This is a genomic window from Devosia oryziradicis, assembly GCF_016698645.1.
GTDB lineage: Bacteria > Pseudomonadota > Alphaproteobacteria > Rhizobiales > Devosiaceae > Devosia > Devosia oryziradicis.
Window position 1 is genome coordinate 1,758,279 of the sequence record NZ_CP068047.1, and the last position, 16,254, is coordinate 1,774,532.

Here is a 16,254-nt window from a genome sequence, read left to right on the forward strand (position 1 = left end):
GGTGGTGGGACGGCCGGTCAGCCGTTTGGCCGCGTGGCGCGGATCACCTCGGCCATCGCCTCGAATGTGCTGCCGAACGGGGTCGCTTCGCGCCAGACGAGCGACAGCAGCCGACCGGCGCCGGGCGAGAGGAGGTCGTGGATGGCGATGCGAGGGTCATTGGCCTCCTTGCGGAGGGCAATGCGCGGAAGCAGGGTCACGCCCTGACCATTGGCCACGAATTCGACGATGGTGGACAGCGAGGTGGCAGCAAAGGTTCGGGCAGGATCGTTGCCCAGGCGACAGGCGGCAATGGTCTGGTCCCGGAAGCAGTGGCCCTCGTCGAGCAGCAGGATGCGTTCCGGGGCCAGGCTGGCGAGCGATACGGGCTCTTTAGTGCCGTCGCTGCTTGACGTCGCCAGCACGAAAGGATCCTCGAACAGCGGCCGACTGACCAGGGTGGGGCCGCTATCTGGCGGCGCGGTGCCGATCAGTGCCACATCGAGGCTGCCGTCGATCAGCCCCGCGATCAGTGCCTCGGTACGGCTTTCGCTGATGGTGAAGTCGAGACCTGGAAGGCCGCTGGTCAAAGCCGGAAAAATGTCCGGCAACAGGTAGGGCGCCACGGTCGGTATAAGGCCGAAACGGATGGGCCGGTCGGGTCGTCCACTATGTCCCAGCACGAAGGCATCGAGCGCCTCGGCGCGCTTGACTACTTCCTGCGCCATGGCGACGAATTCGCGGCCAAATGGCGTGAGACGGATGCCGCTGCGCAGTCGATCGAACAGCGGCGTGCCGCACAGGTCTTCGAGCGCGAGTATTTGCTGGGAAAGGGCAGGCTGCGAGATGGCACAAGCTTCGGCGGCGCGGCCGAAATGGCCGTTGCGGGCCACCGCGAGGGCATATTGCATCTGCTTGAGGGACACTGCCACGATAACTTCTCCCTATCGGAGGCGGAAGAATTATCGATTGGCCCAATGAAAGTCAGCCCCCTATAACGACCGCAAACAGCGACAGGAGCGTTACCCATGGACGACAAAACCACAACCAGCGCGGGCCAGTGCCCGGTCGATCATGGGAAGCGCGGCCACCGCAACAGGGATTGGTGGCCAAAAGGGCTCGACGTGCAGATGCTGCACGCCAATTCGGCTCTGTCCAACCCGCTAGGCGCCGATTTCGACTATGCCGAAGCGTTTGGGAAACTTGACCTTGCCGCCGTGAAGGCGGACCTCCGCGCGCTGATGACCCAGTCGCAGGACTGGTGGCCCGCCGACTTCGGGCACTATGGCGGCCTCTTTATCCGCATGGCCTGGCACAGTGCCGGCACCTATCGCATCACCGACGGACGCGGTGGCGCCGGCATGGGCCAGCAGCGGTTCGCGCCGCTCAATTCGTGGCCGGACAATGCCAATCTCGACAAGGCGCGCCGCCTGATCTGGCCGATCAAGCAGAAATACGGCAACGCGATCTCGTGGGCCGACCTGATGATCCTCACCGGCAACGTTGCGCTGGAGTCGATGGGCTTCAAGACTTTCGGTTTCGCCGGTGGCCGCGCCGACGTGTGGGAGCCAGAGGAACTGTTCTGGGGTCCCGAGGGCACCTGGCTGGGCGATGAGCGCTATAGTGGCGAGCGCCAGCTCAGCGAGCCGCTGGGCGCGGTGCAGATGGGCCTGATCTATGTCAATCCGGAAGGCCCGAACGGCAATCCCGATCCGGTTGCTGCGGCCCGCGATATCCGCCAGACCTTTGCCCGCATGGCAATGAATGACGAGGAAACGGTGGCGCTGATCGCCGGCGGCCACACCTTCGGCAAGACACATGGCGCAGGCGACCCGTCGCTGATCGCTGCCGAACCCGAAGGCGCCGATCTCGAGGACCAGGGCCTGGGCTGGAAGAGCAAGTATGAGAGCGGTCATGGAACCCATGCCATCACCTCGGGCCTGGAAGTGACCTGGACGCAGACTCCGACCCGCTGGAGCAACTTCTTTTTCGAGAACCTATTCAACTACGAGTGGGAGTTGTCGGCCAGCCCCTCGGGCGCCAAGCAGTGGGTGGCCAAGACCAGCGACGAAGTCATTCCCAATGCGTTTGACCCGGCGCGCAAGCACCGGCCGACCATGCTGACCACCGACCTGTCGCTGCGCTTCGATCCGGAATACGAGAAGATCTCGCGCCGGTTCCTCGCGAACCCGGATCAGTTCGCCGACGCTTTCGCCCGCGCCTGGTTCAAGCTCACCCATCGCGACATGGGGCCGAAGGCCCGCTATCTCGGTCCCGAAGTGCCGGCAGAAGACCTGATCTGGCAGGATGTCATTCCTGCCGTGGACCACGAACTGGTCAACGAAGCCGACATTTCCGTGCTCAAGGGCAAGATTGCGGCGACGGGACTGTCGGTTGCCGAGCTGGTTGGCACGGCCTGGGCCTCGGCCTCGACCTTCCGCGGCTCGGACAAGCGTGGCGGGGCCAATGGCGCGCGCATTCGCCTGGCGCCGCAGAAGGACTGGGAAGTCAACAAGCCCACCCAGCTCGCCAAGGTGCTAGCGGCGCTGGAGGGCGTACAGGCCGACTTCCAGGCAAGCGGCAAGCGCGTGTCCCTGGCAGACCTGATCGTGCTCGCCGGCGGCTTTGGCATTGAGCTGGCCGCCAAGGCGGCAGGGCAGGATGTCGTGGTGCCGTTCACCCCCGGTCGCATGGATGCGTCGGCGGAACAGACCGATGCCGCCTCCTTCGCCGCGCTGGAGCCGCGCACCGATGGGTTCCGCAACTATGTCAGCGATCGCCGCTTCATGGAGCCTGAAGAAGGCCTGGTGGATCGCGCGCAACTGCTGCGGCTGACCGGTCCGGAGATGACAGTGCTTGTCGGTGGCCTGCGCGTGCTCGGCATCGGGGTCAACCAGCACGGTATCTTCACGGACCGACCGGAAACGCTGAGCAACGACTTCTTCGTCAACCTGCTCGATATGGCGACCGAGTGGAAGCCAAAGGCGGACGAGAAGGGTGTCTACGAGGGCTATGACCGTAAGAGCGGAGCGCTCCGGTGGACCGGCACGCGCGTCGACCTGATCTTCGGTTCGCATTCCCAATTGCGGGCCATTGCGGAGGTTTATGGCCAGTCCGATTCCGGCGACAGGTTCGCCCGCGATTTCGTGGCTGCCTGGGTCAAGGTGATGAACGCGGACCGTTTCGACCTGCGCTGACACGAGCGGTGGCAATGAATGAAAGCCCCGGACGCAGGTCCGGGGCTTTTGCATTTGGCGGCGGCGGCATTCGCTAAAATTTGAATCAATTGCCCGGTCCCGCTTTCAGGGGCCGCAAGAAGGTGGCTGCGCATCGTCGGGCTCCAGATTTACGGCAGAAGCCGGGAGAGCATGCGAAATGAACGAGCTAGACGATGGCCAGCGGGCGTTTTCCAGTTTCCGCGTGCTGAATGGGGACGACAATCACTCCGAACGCGAACAACTGTTCCGCAACATGGCGCAGCTCTTCAGCTACGTGTCGGATCGCTGCGACGACGAGCAGGTGGCCCAGTATGACGAAGTGCTGTGCCAGCTTGCCGAATTGGTCGAGGTGGAGGCGCGGGCGCATGTCGCCAAGCTGCTGGCCCCGCTGGAGCGCGCGCCGGGAACGGTCGTGGTCAAGTTGGCCAATGACGACATCGAGGTCGCCAAGCCGCTGCTTGAATTCTCCAATGTCCTCAGCGACGACGACCTGATCGACATCATCGGCCGGCAGAGCGAAGAACATCGCGTGGCCATTGCGGGCCGGGCCAACGTACCCGAGCGGGTCGGCGAGGCAATCGTCGAACATGGCGGTACCCCCTCGGTTGTGCGCCTGGTGCGCAATGCCAACGCCGAGTTCGACAAGGCCACACTGGAAAAGCTGGTGGAGCGCGCGGCGCGCGACCTCGAACTGGCTGCCGACCTGCGCAACCGGCCAGAAATCGACTGGAAATCGCTGCGCAGCGAAATCGACTCCGTGGCATCCAAGGTGTTGGAGACACTGGGCGAGGTCGACAAGCGTTTCGACCCGGTGGCGGCCGGCAAGGTCAATGCCGTGGTCTACAATCGCCTGCGCAATCGCGCCGGTTTCTCGGCGACCGAATGGAAGGTCGCCTATAACCAGGTGAAGGCACTGAGCGACCGCAAGCAGCTGGACGACCGAGCGCTGAGCCGGTTTGCCCGCTTCGGTTATGGGCACCATGCCGCCGCCGCGCTGACGGTCATGCTGCGTGTCGCGCCCGAAGTGTTCGTCAAATGGTTGGCCAGCCAGGATTATGTGGCGATCACGGTGGCCCTGAAGGCCGCCGGCCTCTCGCCGGACCTGTTCGAGGCCATCGTGGCAACGCTGCCCTGGCGCGACCTGCCGACCGAGGCCGACAAGAAGATGGTGGTCAGCCGCTTCGAGGCCATAGACAAGGACGAGGCCATCGGCATTTTCGAGCTGTGGCGGGCCCACTCCTTTCGCAAACGTGCAGTCAGCGAAGAACGCACTGCGATGAGCGCTTGATTTTGATCCCCGCGAAAGCGGGGATCAGTCTTTCCGAGATATGCACTTCTGCCTTATCGCCGCCGAACCCCCTAGACCTGCCTACGCTCTCGATATAAAGATATCTTTATATCTCGCGAGGGTCGCATGGCGGAGTTGGATAGACTGGTGGGGGTGCTCAAGGCGGCGGGCGAAAGCACGCGGCTGCGGCTGCTGGCCCTGCTGGCGGACGGCGATCACTCGGTCAAGGACCTGACTGAGATTCTCAAGCAGAGCCAGCCCCGCGTTTCTCGCCATCTCAAGCTCCTAGCCGATGCCGGTCTGATCGAGCGCAATGCCGAGGGGGCCTGGGCCTATTATGGCCCGGCACAGGAGGGCGACGGCGCCGCGCTGGCGCATTGGCTGATCGAGAGGATCGATGACGGCGACCCTGAGCGCCGGCGCGATATCGAGCGCCAGGCGGCCGTTCGTGCCAGCCAGCAGGCGCGAGCGACCGAGTATTTCGCCAAGGTCGCTGGCAGCTGGGATCTGCTCAGGACCTTGCATGTACCCGAGGAAGCGGTGGAGGCAGCAGTCATTGCGGCTCTCGACGGGCGGCGGGTGGAAACGCTGATCGACCTGGGCACAGGCACCGGTCGTATGCTCGAAGTGCTTGCTGGCGCATACAAGCGGGGCATCGGCATCGATTCGAGCCGCGAGATGCTGGCGGTGGCGCGTTCACGACTGGCGACGTCAGGTATCGCGCACGCCCAGGTGCGCCTGGGTGACATCGGTGACGTAGACCTGGCGGCTGGGCCGGCCGACGTGATCGTCATTCACCAGGTGCTGCACTATTTCGACGATCCGGGACGCATGCTGGCGCAGGCGAGACGCCTGCTCAAGCCCGGTGGCGAAATGATCATCGTCGATTTCGCCCCGCATGACCTCGAATTCCTGCGCAGCGAGCATGCCCATCGCCGGCTCGGCCTGTCGCAGAGCCAGATGAGCGGCTGGGCCGCGACCGCGGGCCTTACGGTCTCGGCGGTCCGCGAATTCCCCAGCCAAAGCAAAGAACGTGGCCTGACGGTTTGCCTCTGGCGCCTCAGCGACAAGACCTGAACGGATAGACCCATGATCGACGACAATCTCCGCGCCAGTCGCCAGCCGGCGCAGCGCCGTCCCGACCTGCAGATTTCCTTTGAATTCTTTCCGCCCAAGACCGATGTCATGGAGGAGAAGTTCTGGGATACGGTGCACAAGCTGGCGCCGCTCAAGCCGCGCTTCGTCTCGGTCACCTATGGAGCGGGCGGTTCGACGCGCGAGCGGACGCTGCGCATGGTCAGCCGCATCAAGGCCGATACCGGCGTCGACGCCGCCGCGCACCTCACCTGCGTCGGCGCGACGCGGGACGAGGTCGATGCGGTGGTGCGGGGATATCGGGAGGCAGGGATCAACCGCATCGTGGCGCTGCGCGGTGATCCGCCGGAGGGTGTGGGCCAGCCCTTCACGCCGCATCCGGAGGGATACCAGAATGCCGCGGACCTGGTCGCGGGCCTCCGGCGCATCGGGGACTTCGACATTTCCGTGGCGGCCTATCCGGAGAAGCACCCGCAGAGTGCGAGCTGGGATGTCGAGATCGACAACCTCAAGCGCAAGCTCGACGCCGGCGCGAACCGCGCCCTCACGCAGATGTTCTTCTCCAATGCCGACTACCTCCGCTACGTGGAGCGTGCCCGTGCCGCCGGCATCACGGCGCCGATCGTGCCGGGTATCCAGCCCATCCACAGCTTCAAGCAGATAGCCAGCTTCGCCTCGCGGTGCGGCGCCTCCATCCCGGCCTGGCTGGCCGAGCGGTTCGAGGGATTGGACGAGGAGCCCGAAACCCACGCCCTAGTTGCCTCAGCGGTCGCCGCCGAGCAGGTAACCGAATTGCTGGACGAAGGCGTCACCGAGTTCCACATCTATACCCACAACCGCTCGCCCCTGGCGCTGGCGCTTGCCCGCATACTGGGAAAACGCCCGGAGCAATGAGGGCGGGGACAGCCCGATCTTAACCTTGCATTCACCATGATCTGGTGCCATCAGCACGCGGCCGACACCGCGGAAAGCTGACCGAGCGTCATTCAGCTTCCGTTCATATGGCGGTCGGCAAAGCTGGTAACGTGCGCCGTTTTCACAAAATGGCCATGAAATCCGGGTCTTTCGCCCATTGCGGGTGGAGCAAATCGGGACGCAGGAATTATGAACATCGACCGTCGCATCACCAATGGCCTGGCCTGGGCCGGGGTTCTTCTCGTTGTTGGCGTACCGACTGCAGACCTGCTGTCGGCACAGTTCATGGGCAAGCCCGCCGCGCCGGCACCCGAGCAGATCGCCATTGTTCGCCCGGTGGCCCCGGTTCCGGCGCCACTCAGCCAGCGCCCAGCCGCCCCGGTGGCCGAGCAGGTGGCAGCCGTCGCGCCCGCCAAGCCGGTCGCCGAGCCGGCCAAGCCGGCGGTTGCATCCACAAAGCCGGTCGTCGCGCCGGCTACCCAGACCGCCGACGCCGTCGATGCCTTCCTCCAGTCGGGCCGGCAACTGCCAAGCTACATAACGGGGGCCGACGTGCCGGCATCACCAGCCGCGCCCACCACGGTGGCGGCGACTACGCCCACGCGACCCGTCATCAGCACGACCCCGGCACCGGTGACGCAGCCACCCGCGGTCGATCCGATCGAGGTCGCATCCATTGCCCCGCAAAAGGTAGCACCAACGCCGATGCCGCTGTCGATGCGGCCGAAGCCCGTTCCGGTTGCCCTGGTGCGTGATCCGGTGGTGATCCCTCCGGCGCTGACGCCGGCCCCATCGACCGGCGCCGTCCGGCCGCCAGCCAATGTCACTTCCGCCGATCTTCAGGATTGGGAAACCGGACCGCTGTCGGATTTCCTGGCCCAGCGCCAGGCCGGCCAGGCGGTCGATGCCGATGGCTTCTTCCTCGACGAAGCCCCACAGCGTCCTCGCCGCGACCGGATCATTGCGCGCGAGGTCGAGCCGTTCTTCTTCTTCGGCGATTGAGGGAAGGCGGCCATGCGCCGCTGACGGTAGACCACTGGTTCGGCACTCGTTATTGTCCGCGGTCCTGACATCGGGCAGGCTCCTGCTCGATTCCCTCATGAGGCGCGGCGGCTAGCATTTGCATGCGCGAGTCCGAAGAGAAAATCGACATGTGGCAGAGACTAGGCGACTTCGTCGGCTCGTTCAGCCAGCGCACGGGCCTGGCGGGATCGCTGGTCAATGCGCTCGACCCCGACAACTGGCTACCCGGTGGCCGTGACGCCGCTTTCACACTGGCATTGATCGCCCTGGCGGCGAAGATGGCCGTTGCCGATGGGGCCGTGACGGCATCCGAAGAGCGGGCTTTCCGTGCTACGGTGGAAATTGCCGCTGGCCACGAGGCACAGGTGGCGCGCGTCTTCAACCTGGCCAAGCAGGACGTGGCCGGTTTCGATGCCTATGCGCGCAAGGTGACCCGGTTTTTTGCCGATAGCCCCGATACGCTCGAGCATGTGCTCGACAGCCTGTTCTTCATCGCCACGGCGGATGGTCTGGTGCACGAAGCCGAGCTCGACTACCTCAAGTCGGTCAGCGACATTTTCGGCTTCGACGATGCGCGGTTCGAGCAGCTGGCGAGCCAGCATGTGCAGCTCGAGGCCGGGATCGACCCCTATGCGGTGCTGGGTTTGGCGCCTAATGCGCCGGTCGAGGAAATCCGCCGGGTGTACCGGTTGCTGGTTGCCGAACACCACCCCGACCGCCTTATCGCCAAGGGCGTGCCCGAGGACCTGATCGACGTGGCGACGGCCAGGATGAAGTCGATCAACCTGGCCTATCAGGCGCTGACCAAGCCCAGGCAGACGCCTTTGCTGACGGCGGACCCGACCAGCGCTTGACGCAATGGCGCGTAACTCTCTACACCACGCTCCAGCCAGTTGACCGGGTGGCCGCTGGCAGTGGGGTAACCTGCTGCTGGAGGAAAGTCCGGGCTCCATCGAAACACGGTGCCGGGTAACGCCCGGCGGGGGCGACCCCAGGGAAAGTGCCACAGAAAGCAAACCGCTTTGCCTTGGCAGAGTAAGGGTGAAAGGGTGCGGTAAGAGCGCACCGGGTGTCCAGCAATGGAGGCCGCACGGTAAACCCCACCGGGAGCAAGACCAAATAGGGATGACGCGGGGCTTCGGCCCCAGCCGGTTTTGAGGCCAGATCATCCGGGTTGGTTGCACGAGGCGCCTGGCAACAGGTGTCGCAGATGAATGGCCGCCACGTCCGCGCCGCAAGGGGCGGGCCCTACAGAACCCGGCTTACAGGTCAACTGGCTGTTGATCTTTCCAGCACATGTCGACTGACAGGGGCAGGCCACCAAAGGCAGGCGCGGCGGGCCATTTGGCGTAGCGCGGACCGGCGCTCCAATGCGGGTAACCACCCCGCGGAATTGGTCGCCAAATCGCTAATGGGAAACAGAATCTTAAGCGTCATGACGCAAACTGCGGGGGAGTTTACGAACCGGCTTTTTGGCCGGGAGTGGAGTAGTGGCCTTTATGGGCAAGCGTTCCGTGCCCGAAACCAGTCCAAATGCTGGCCCGCACGTTCCTGTCCTGTTGGACGAGGTTCTTGCGGCCCTGTCGCCGCTTGCGGGCAAGCGGGTGGTGGATGGCACGTTTGGAGCGGGCGGCTACTCGCGGGCCTTGCTTGAAGCCGGCGCCATCGTGGTCGCCATCGACCGCGACCCCAGCGTAAAGCCATTTGCGGACGCCCTGATGGCCGAGTTCGAAGGCCGCCTGATCTTCGTGCCGGGCACTTTCTCCGAGTTGGACACCCTGGCCGCCGAGCACGGCCCGATCGACGGCGTCGTGCTCGATATCGGCGTTTCCTCGATGCAGCTCGACCAGGCCGAGCGTGGCTTTTCCTTCATGCGCGAGGGGCCGCTCGACATGCGCATGAGCGCCGAGGGCGAGAGCGCCGCCGATCTCGTCAACGGGCTCGACGCCGAGCCGCTTGCCAACCTGCTTTACGCCTTTGGTGAGGAACGTAAGTCGCGCCGGATCGCTCAGTTCATCGTGGCGGCGCGCGAGACCGCGCCGATCACCACCACGCTGGAGCTGGCGCGGATCATCGAAAAGGCCATTGGCCGCAAGCCGGGCGATCCGCATCCGGCGACGCGCTCGTTCCAGGCGCTCCGCATCGCCGTCAACGGCGAGTTCGACCAGTTGGTCGAGGCGCTGTTCGCTGCCGAGCGCTTGCTGGCCGAGGGTGGGCGGCTGGCCGTCGTGACCTTCCATTCGCTGGAAGACCGTATCGTCAAGCGGTTCTTCGATCCGGAAAAGGGTGGGCCGGCCCAATCCCGCCATCTGCCGCAAGTGACGACCGAAGCGCGGCGCTGGGTCGATGTCGCCAAGGCAATCAAGCCAGGCCAGGCTGAGCTCGACCGCAATCCGCGGGCGCGCTCGTCCATCCTGCGCGCGGCAACGCGTTCGGATGCCGCGGCGCGGCCGGTGCGTTTCGAGGGTCTTGGGGTTCCCCAGGTGCGAGGCGCTGCATGATCCGCAACCTCAACATCTTCTTGATCTTCACCAGCGTGCTCATGCTGTCGGGCGTTTATGCGCTCAAGTTCTCCATTGAGAATACGGCCGGCGAGCGCACGGCGCTGATCGCCGAAATCGACAGCCAGGAGGGGCAGCTGTCGCTGCTCAAGGCCGACGAGGCCGTGTTGAACCAGCCGGGCCACATCGAACCCATCGTGCGCCGGCATGAACTGGCGCTGGCCATTGCGCCGGTCAAGCAGGAACAGTTCGGCGCGTTTGCCGACCTGCCGATGCGGCCGGCCAAACCCAACACGTCGGCCATGGACTCCCTGTTCGAGTCGCTGGAGGCCGGCATCGACCCCATCGACGCGATCCTTGAGTTGGAGGGCATCGAGTAATGGCTGTCACCGCGGAGGATTTCGGCCCCACCATTTCACTTGATGGCGCGCGCAAGCAGCGGGGCAACCTGACGCAAGCGCGCATTCGCTGGATGGTGCTGGCACTGGTGCTGGGTTTTGGCCTGGTCGGCGGCAGGCTGGTGCAACTGGGCATGGTGGTTCCCGACTCCACCATCGAGGGCCAGGCGCGCGACGTGATCACGGCGACCCGCCCGCCGATCCTGGATCGGAACGGGCTCGAAATGGCCGTGGATATCCGCGTGCCATCGCTGTTTGCCGAGCCGCGCCGGATCATCGACGTGGAAGAGGCCGTTCGCAAGCTCCGCACAGTGTTGCCGGACCTCGACGAGACCTGGCTGCGCAACCGCCTTACCGGCGACAAGGGCTTTGTCTGGGTCCAGCGCGAACTTTCGCCGGCCATCCAGGAAAAGGTCATGCGGCTGGGCATCCCCGGCATCGACTTCATCACCGAATCCAAGCGCTTCTATCCTGGCATGACCGAGGCGAGCCATATCCTTGGCTCCACCAATATCGACAACCAGGGCATCGCCGGCATCGAAAGGCACATGGACGGCGAGGACGTGGCCTTGCTGCAGGAACTGGGCCTGGCGCGCGGCAATGCGCTGGCGCCGGTGGAACTGTCGGTCGACATGCGCGTGCAACATGTGATGCACGAGCAACTGGTCGACGCGATGACACGCTACAAGGCCATCGCGGCTGCCGGCGTGATGATGGATATCCATACCGGCGAGATCATCGCCCTTGCTTCCGTGCCCGACTTTGATCCCAACGATCCGGCCTCGGCGCTGGTCAAGGATAGCTTCAACCGCGTCACGGCGGGCATTTTCGAGCCGGGCTCGATCTTCAAAACGGTGACGATGGCGGGGGCGCTGGACAGCGGCGCGGTCTCCATTACCGACCAGTTCGATGCGCGCTTCGGCATCCGTTTCGGCCGCTTCACCATTGACGATTTCCACGGCAAGCATCGCATCCTGAGCCTGCCCGAAGTCTACAAGTACTCATCCAATATCGGCACCATCCGCGTCATGCAGGCCATGGGCAAGGATGCCTACCGGGCCTTCCTGTCCACGATGGGCTTTGATGCGCGCGTGCCGTTCGAATTGCCGGAAATGCGCCTGCCGACGGTGCCCAAGGAATTCTCCGAGGTCGGGGCAGCCACGGCGTCGTTCGGGCACGGACTTTCCGTGTCTCCGCTGCACATGGTTGCGGCCTATGCGGCCTTCGTCAACGGCGGCAACTATATTGCGCCCACGCTCTACCGGCGCGATGTGGCCGAGGCGGAGGCCCTCTACCGGCGTGTTCTGCAGCCGTCCACGAGCGAGGCCATCCGCTACCTGATGCGCCTCAATGCGCTGGAGGGGTCGGGCTCGCAGATGAACAAGGAAGCCCTGGGCTACCGTGTTGGCGGCAAGACCGGGACGGCCGAAAAGGTCGTGGAAGGACGCTATTCGTCGAGCAAGGTGACCAACTTCTTCGGTTCGGCTTTCCCGCTCGACAATCCCCGCTATGCCATGGTCATCATGGTCGACGAGCCCAAGGCGGAAAACCCGCAATCGGGCACGACGGCCGGCTGGAATGCCGGCGCCGTTACCGGCCGCATCGTGCAGCGCGTCGCGCCGATGCTGGGCATCGCCCCGGATTTCTCCGAGGTTCTCGACCAGAACCTCGTGCCGCCACAACTCAGATAGATTGATCCAGAAGGGTTTATCGCCTTGTCACTCAGTGTAACACAACTGCTCGAAGGCTCAGGCGCCCGTCCCAAGAAGGGCCTGGGCGCCGTGTTCGGCCTCAACTCCGATAGCCGCCGAATCGAGCCGGGCGATATCTTCTTTGCCCTCCCGGGCATCAATGTGCATGGCAACCAGTTCGTGGCCGATGCCGTAAGGCGTGGCGCGCTGGCCATCATCAGCGACGTACAGCCGGTGGGCGACCCGGGCGTGCCGGTGATCATCGTCAAGGATGTGCGCGCCGCGTATGCGCGGGCCGCGTCGCGCATTTTCGAGCCGCAGCCGGAGATCACCGTGGCGGTGACGGGTACCAACGGCAAGACGTCGGTAGCGTCCTTCGTGCGGCAGATCTGGTCGCATGCCGGTATTCCCGGCGCGAGCATCGGGACATTGGGGGTAGAGACGGCCAACCGGCTGATCGAAGGCAGCCTCACCACGCCGGATTCCCGCACGTTGCACCAGTCCATGCGGGCGCTGAAGGCGCAGGGGATCAACCACGTTGCGCTGGAAGCCTCGAGCCATGGGCTGGACCAGCGCCGGTTGGACGGCATCCATTTCGAGGCGGTGGCTTTCACCAATCTCAGCCGCGATCACCTCGACTACCACGCCGACATGGAAGAGTATCGCAATGCCAAGCTGCGGCTGTTCACCGACCTGCTGGTCGACAGCGGCCCGGCAGTGGTCAATGTCGACGATCCCGAATACGAGCCCTTCATGTTCGCAGCGCTCAGCGCCAGCGCGACGCTGCTCACCGTGGGCCGGGAAGGGGCCTATATCGAGATACTCTCCATCAAGCCGGAAGGTTTCGGCCAGCGCGTCGAAGTGCGCCATGTCGGCGAAAAGCTCAGCTTTCACCTGCCGCTGACCGGCGAATTCCAGGTCAGCAATGCCCTGATCGCGGCGGCGCTGGCCATGTCGACGGGCGTCGACAAATCGCAGGCCTTTCCGGCGCTCAGCGAGCTCAAGGGCGCCAAGGGCCGGCTGGAGCTGGTGGCCGAGCATAATGGGGCGGCGATCTTCGTGGACTATTCGCATAAGCCGGTGGCGCTCGAATCGGCGCTTGCCTCGCTGCGGCCCTATGCCAAAAGCAAGCTGCGGCTGGTGTTCGGCGCGGGCGGCGATCGTGACAAGGGCAAGCGGCCGATGATGGGCGAAGTGGCGCAGCGCATGGCCGACGACGTCATCGTTACCGACGACAATCCGCGCACCGAGGAACCCAAGACGATCCGGGCGGAAATCCTGGCGGCGGCAAAGGGCGCCAAGGAAATCGGCGACCGGAAGGCGGCGATCACCCAGGCGGTGAAGTCACTGCAGCCGGGCGACGTTTTGCTGGTTGCAGGCAAGGGCCACGAGGAATACCAGATCGTGGGAACGACGAAGCATCATTTCTCCGACCATGAAGCGGTGGCGGAGGCGATCAAGGGGTAGGGACTTGGATACCGGACAGGCACTCTTCACCTCCTCTCCTGACGGACGGTTGCGCGCCGGCCGGTCCCCAAGGGGAGAGTAGAGGCGTGACGGCTCCGCTCTATTCCATCGCAGATATCCTTGCGGCAACTGGCGGGACAACCAGGCTCGATCCGGCTACGCGCATCGACTCGGTCTCCATCGATTCCCGCGAATTGGGTCCCAATGCCCTGTTTGTCGCCATCAAGGGCGACCGCTTCGATGGTCATGACTTTGTCGAGACCGCACTGACCAATGGCGCGGTCGCTGCGCTGGTGAGCCGGGGGGAAGGGGCGCAGCGGATCGTCGTGCCGGACGCGCTGGAGGGAATGCGCGATATCGCCCGGGCCGCGCGAGAGCGCAGCCGCGCTATCGTTGTTGGTGTCACCGGAAGCGTCGGCAAGACCACCACCAAGGAAGCCATTCGCGTGGTATTCGAGGCGGCAGGGCAGACGCACGCCTCGATCAAGAGCTTCAACAATCACTGGGGCGTACCACTGATGCTGGCGCGCTTCCCCGAAGCGGCGCAGTTCGGCGTATTCGAAATGGGCATGAGCGGTCCGGACGAAATACGGCCGCTGGCCCGGCTGGTGCGGCCGCATATCGCCGTCATCACTACCATCGCGCCTGCCCATCTGGAGGCGTTCGGCTCGCTCGACGGTATCGCCCGGGCAAAGGCGGAAATCTTCGCCGGGCTCGAAGCCGGCGGTACCGCAGTGCTCAATGCCGACCATCCGCAACTGGCCGTGCTGCTCGACGAGGCGCGTGCCGCTGGCGTCGCCAATATCGTCACCTATGGCGAAGGGCGCGGTGTCGATTGGCAGATCACGGACGTCGAACTGCTCGCCGATCGCAGCTTTGCCACGATCGAGCATGACGGGGTCCGCCATGCGCTGGTGCTGAACGTGCCGGGTCGGCACATGATCGCCAATGCGACGGCGGCACTCGCAGTGGCCCATCTGGCGGGCATCGAAGCGGCGGTGGCGTTGCGAGCGCTGGCCGGCTTCGGCGCCCAGCCGGGACGCGGCCAGCGGACCCTGCTTGGGCCGGCCGACAAGCCCTTGCTGCTGATCGATGAGAGCTACAATGCCAATACCGCCTCGATGACGGCGGCGCTGGACGTGTTTGCCGCCCAGGCCGCACCGGGGGGGCGCAAGATGGTCATCCTGGGCGACATGCTGGAGCTTGGACCGCAATCGGGCAGCCTGCACGCCAGCCTGGCGTCGGCAGTGGTGGCGTCCGGCGCCGAGCGCATCTACCTGGTCGGTAAGGAGATGGCTGCGCTGGCGGCCGCTTTGGGCCCAACCCGTGTTGCCGGCCATACACAGGGTGCGGCGGACATGGCGGACATTGTGCTTGATGATCTTGCCTATGGCGACGCAGTTATGATCAAAGGGTCCAACGGCGTGGGGCTGGCTGGCATAGTCGACAAGATCCGTAAACGGTTCGAAGGCAACTGACCCCACCCAACGAGGACTCTTCGTTTCATGTTGTATTTTCTCGGCCAGCTGGGTGACGCGCTCGCGGCTTTCAACGTCTTCCGCTACATCACCTTCCGCACGGCGGGCGCGGTGATCACGGCGCTGTTCTTCGTTTTCCTGTTTGGCCCCGGCATGATTTCGCTGCTGCGCCTCAAGCAGGGCAAGGGACAGCCGATCCGCGAAGACGGGCCGCAGACGCACCTGCTGACCAAGAAGGGCACGCCGACCATGGGCGGGCTGATGATCCTCTCGGGCGCAGTGATTTCGACGCTGCTCTGGGCCAATCTCAGCAATGGCTATGTCTGGGTTGTGCTGTTCGTGACCGTGGGCTTTGGCGCCATCGGCTTTTACGACGACTATCTCAAGGTCAAGCGCATGACCCATGCCGGCTTCGGCTCGCGGCAGCGGTTGCTGCTCGAAGCGCTCATCGGCGGCATAGCGGCCTTTGCGATTTCCCAGCTGGCGCAGGGCTCCTACAACACCTCGGTGCTATTCCCCTTCGTCAAGGACCTGGCCTTCAATCTGGGCTATTTCTACATCCTCTTCGGCGGCTTCGTGGTGGTGGCAGCCGGCAATTCGGTGAACCTCACCGACGGTCTCGACGGCCTGGCCATCGTGCCCGTGATGGTGGCCGCGGCCTGCTTTGCGCTTATCGCCTATCTCGTGGGTAGCGTGACATTCTCGGACTACCTGCTGCTCAACTATACGCCTGGCACCGCCGAACTATCGGTGGTCTGCGGCGCGCTGATCGGCGCGGGTCTCGGTTTCCTCTGGTTTAATGCGCCCCCGGCGCAGATCTTCATGGGCGATACCGGCTCGCTGGCTCTGGGCGGCGCGCTCGGTACCATCGCGGTGGCGACCAAGCACGAGATCGTCCTGGCCATTATCGGCGGGCTGTTCGTGCTCGAAACCGTCTCGGTCATCGTCCAGGTCACATCGTTCAAGCTAACCGGCAAGCGCGTGTTCCGCATGGCGCCGATCCACCACCATTTCGAGCATCTGGGCTGGACCGAAAGCCAGGTGGTGATCCGCTTCTGGATCATTTCGTTCGTGCTGGCGCTGATCGGGCTTTCGAGCCTCAAGCTGCGCTAGGACGTCCGCCGGCGTAGGCGGCGTCAACCTCGTACTCATTCCTGCAGGATGGGATGGTAGGGGTATGCCCAATATCGACCCGCGGCAC

13 protein-coding genes and 1 other RNA gene are annotated in these 16,254 nt (G+C 64.5%); 13 read left to right on the forward strand and 1 reads right to left on the reverse strand.

Features of this window, described 5'->3' with window-relative positions; translation table 11 throughout:
* Positions 1-17: 17 nt before the first annotated feature.
* On the reverse strand, positions 18-911 hold the full coding sequence (locus tag JI749_RS08835) for a hydrogen peroxide-inducible genes activator (protein ID WP_201652260.1): 894 nt from the start codon (positions 909-911) through the stop codon (positions 18-20).
* Positions 912-1,007: 96 nt separating this feature from the next.
* On the opposite strand from JI749_RS08835, the gene katG reads away from it, so the two are divergent.
* The 13 genes from katG to mraY all read left to right on the forward strand — a co-directional run bounded on the left by katG (position 1,008) and on the right by mraY (position 16,166).
* Positions 1,008-3,176: a catalase/peroxidase HPI gene (katG, locus tag JI749_RS08840; RefSeq protein ID WP_201652263.1), complete on the forward strand. Its 2,169-nt coding sequence runs from the start codon at positions 1,008-1,010 to the stop codon at positions 3,174-3,176.
* A 178-nt stretch (positions 3,177-3,354) separates the two neighbouring features.
* Complete coding sequence (locus JI749_RS08845; RefSeq protein WP_201652266.1) at positions 3,355-4,485, forward strand: DUF2336 domain-containing protein; 1,131 nt, start codon at positions 3,355-3,357, stop codon at positions 4,483-4,485.
* A gap of 126 nt (positions 4,486-4,611) precedes the next feature.
* Complete coding sequence (locus JI749_RS08850; protein ID WP_201652269.1) at positions 4,612-5,562, forward strand: ArsR/SmtB family transcription factor; 951 nt, start codon at positions 4,612-4,614, stop codon at positions 5,560-5,562.
* 12 nt (positions 5,563-5,574) lie between these two features.
* Positions 5,575-6,474 (forward strand): methylenetetrahydrofolate reductase [NAD(P)H], encoded by a 900-nt coding sequence (gene metF / locus JI749_RS08855; protein WP_201652272.1) that lies wholly within the window; start codon positions 5,575-5,577, stop codon positions 6,472-6,474.
* Positions 6,475-6,684: 210 nt separating this feature from the next.
* Entirely contained in the window at positions 6,685-7,497 is an 813-nt protein-coding gene (locus JI749_RS08860; protein ID WP_201652275.1) for a hypothetical protein, read from the forward strand.
* 122 nt (positions 7,498-7,619) lie between these two features.
* Entirely contained in the window at positions 7,620-8,372 is a 753-nt protein-coding gene (locus JI749_RS08865) for a J domain-containing protein (protein ID WP_233280711.1), read from the forward strand.
* 35 nt (positions 8,373-8,407) lie between these two features.
* An RNA gene (rnpB, locus tag JI749_RS08870) (RNase P RNA component class A) lies at positions 8,408-8,799 on the forward strand.
* Between the two features lie 218 nt (positions 8,800-9,017).
* On the forward strand, positions 9,018-10,019 hold the full coding sequence (rsmH, locus tag JI749_RS08875) for a 16S rRNA (cytosine(1402)-N(4))-methyltransferase RsmH (RefSeq protein ID WP_201652279.1): 1,002 nt from the start codon (positions 9,018-9,020) through the stop codon (positions 10,017-10,019).
* Entirely contained in the window at positions 10,016-10,399 is a 384-nt protein-coding gene (ftsL, locus tag JI749_RS08880; RefSeq protein WP_201652282.1) for a cell division protein FtsL, read from the forward strand. Before rsmH ends, ftsL begins: the two co-directional genes overlap by 4 nt.
* Complete coding sequence (locus tag JI749_RS08885; RefSeq protein ID WP_201652285.1) at positions 10,399-12,108, forward strand: peptidoglycan D,D-transpeptidase FtsI family protein; 1,710 nt, start codon at positions 10,399-10,401, stop codon at positions 12,106-12,108. Before ftsL ends, JI749_RS08885 begins: the two co-directional genes overlap by 1 nt.
* A gap of 24 nt (positions 12,109-12,132) precedes the next feature.
* Positions 12,133-13,575, forward strand: coding sequence for a UDP-N-acetylmuramoyl-L-alanyl-D-glutamate--2,6-diaminopimelate ligase (locus tag JI749_RS08890; RefSeq protein ID WP_233280712.1), 1,443 nt, complete (start codon positions 12,133-12,135; stop codon positions 13,573-13,575).
* Positions 13,576-13,661: 86 nt separating this feature from the next.
* Positions 13,662-15,053: a UDP-N-acetylmuramoyl-tripeptide--D-alanyl-D-alanine ligase gene (locus JI749_RS08895; protein WP_201652288.1), complete on the forward strand. Its 1,392-nt coding sequence runs from the start codon at positions 13,662-13,664 to the stop codon at positions 15,051-15,053.
* A 27-nt stretch (positions 15,054-15,080) separates the two neighbouring features.
* Positions 15,081-16,166, forward strand: a complete 1,086-nt coding sequence (gene mraY / locus JI749_RS08900; RefSeq protein ID WP_201652291.1) for a phospho-N-acetylmuramoyl-pentapeptide-transferase — start codon at positions 15,081-15,083, stop codon at positions 16,164-16,166.
* The last annotated feature ends 88 nt before the right edge of the window (positions 16,167-16,254 follow it).

Excerpts from the sequence above, each read along its gene's own strand:
- rsmH (WP_201652279.1), top strand. The coding sequence starts at position 9,018 with ATGGGCAAGCGTTCCGTGCCCGAAACCAGTCCAAATGCTGGCCCGCAC.
- JI749_RS08865 (WP_233280711.1), top strand. The coding sequence starts at position 7,620 with ATGCGCGAGTCCGAAGAGAAAATCGACATGTGGCAGAGACTAGGCGAC.
- katG (WP_201652263.1), top strand. The coding sequence starts at position 1,008 with ATGGACGACAAAACCACAACCAGCGCGGGCCAGTGCCCGGTCGATCAT.
- ftsL (WP_201652282.1), top strand. The coding sequence starts at position 10,016 with ATGATCCGCAACCTCAACATCTTCTTGATCTTCACCAGCGTGCTCATG.
- JI749_RS08850 (WP_201652269.1), top strand. The coding sequence starts at position 4,612 with ATGGCGGAGTTGGATAGACTGGTGGGGGTGCTCAAGGCGGCGGGCGAA.
- JI749_RS08845 (WP_201652266.1), top strand. The coding sequence starts at position 3,355 with ATGAACGAGCTAGACGATGGCCAGCGGGCGTTTTCCAGTTTCCGCGTG.
- JI749_RS08885 (WP_201652285.1), top strand. The coding sequence starts at position 10,399 with ATGGCTGTCACCGCGGAGGATTTCGGCCCCACCATTTCACTTGATGGC.
- mraY (WP_201652291.1), top strand. The coding sequence starts at position 15,081 with ATGTTGTATTTTCTCGGCCAGCTGGGTGACGCGCTCGCGGCTTTCAAC.
- metF (WP_201652272.1), top strand. The coding sequence starts at position 5,575 with ATGATCGACGACAATCTCCGCGCCAGTCGCCAGCCGGCGCAGCGCCGT.
- JI749_RS08860 (WP_201652275.1), top strand. The coding sequence starts at position 6,685 with ATGAACATCGACCGTCGCATCACCAATGGCCTGGCCTGGGCCGGGGTT.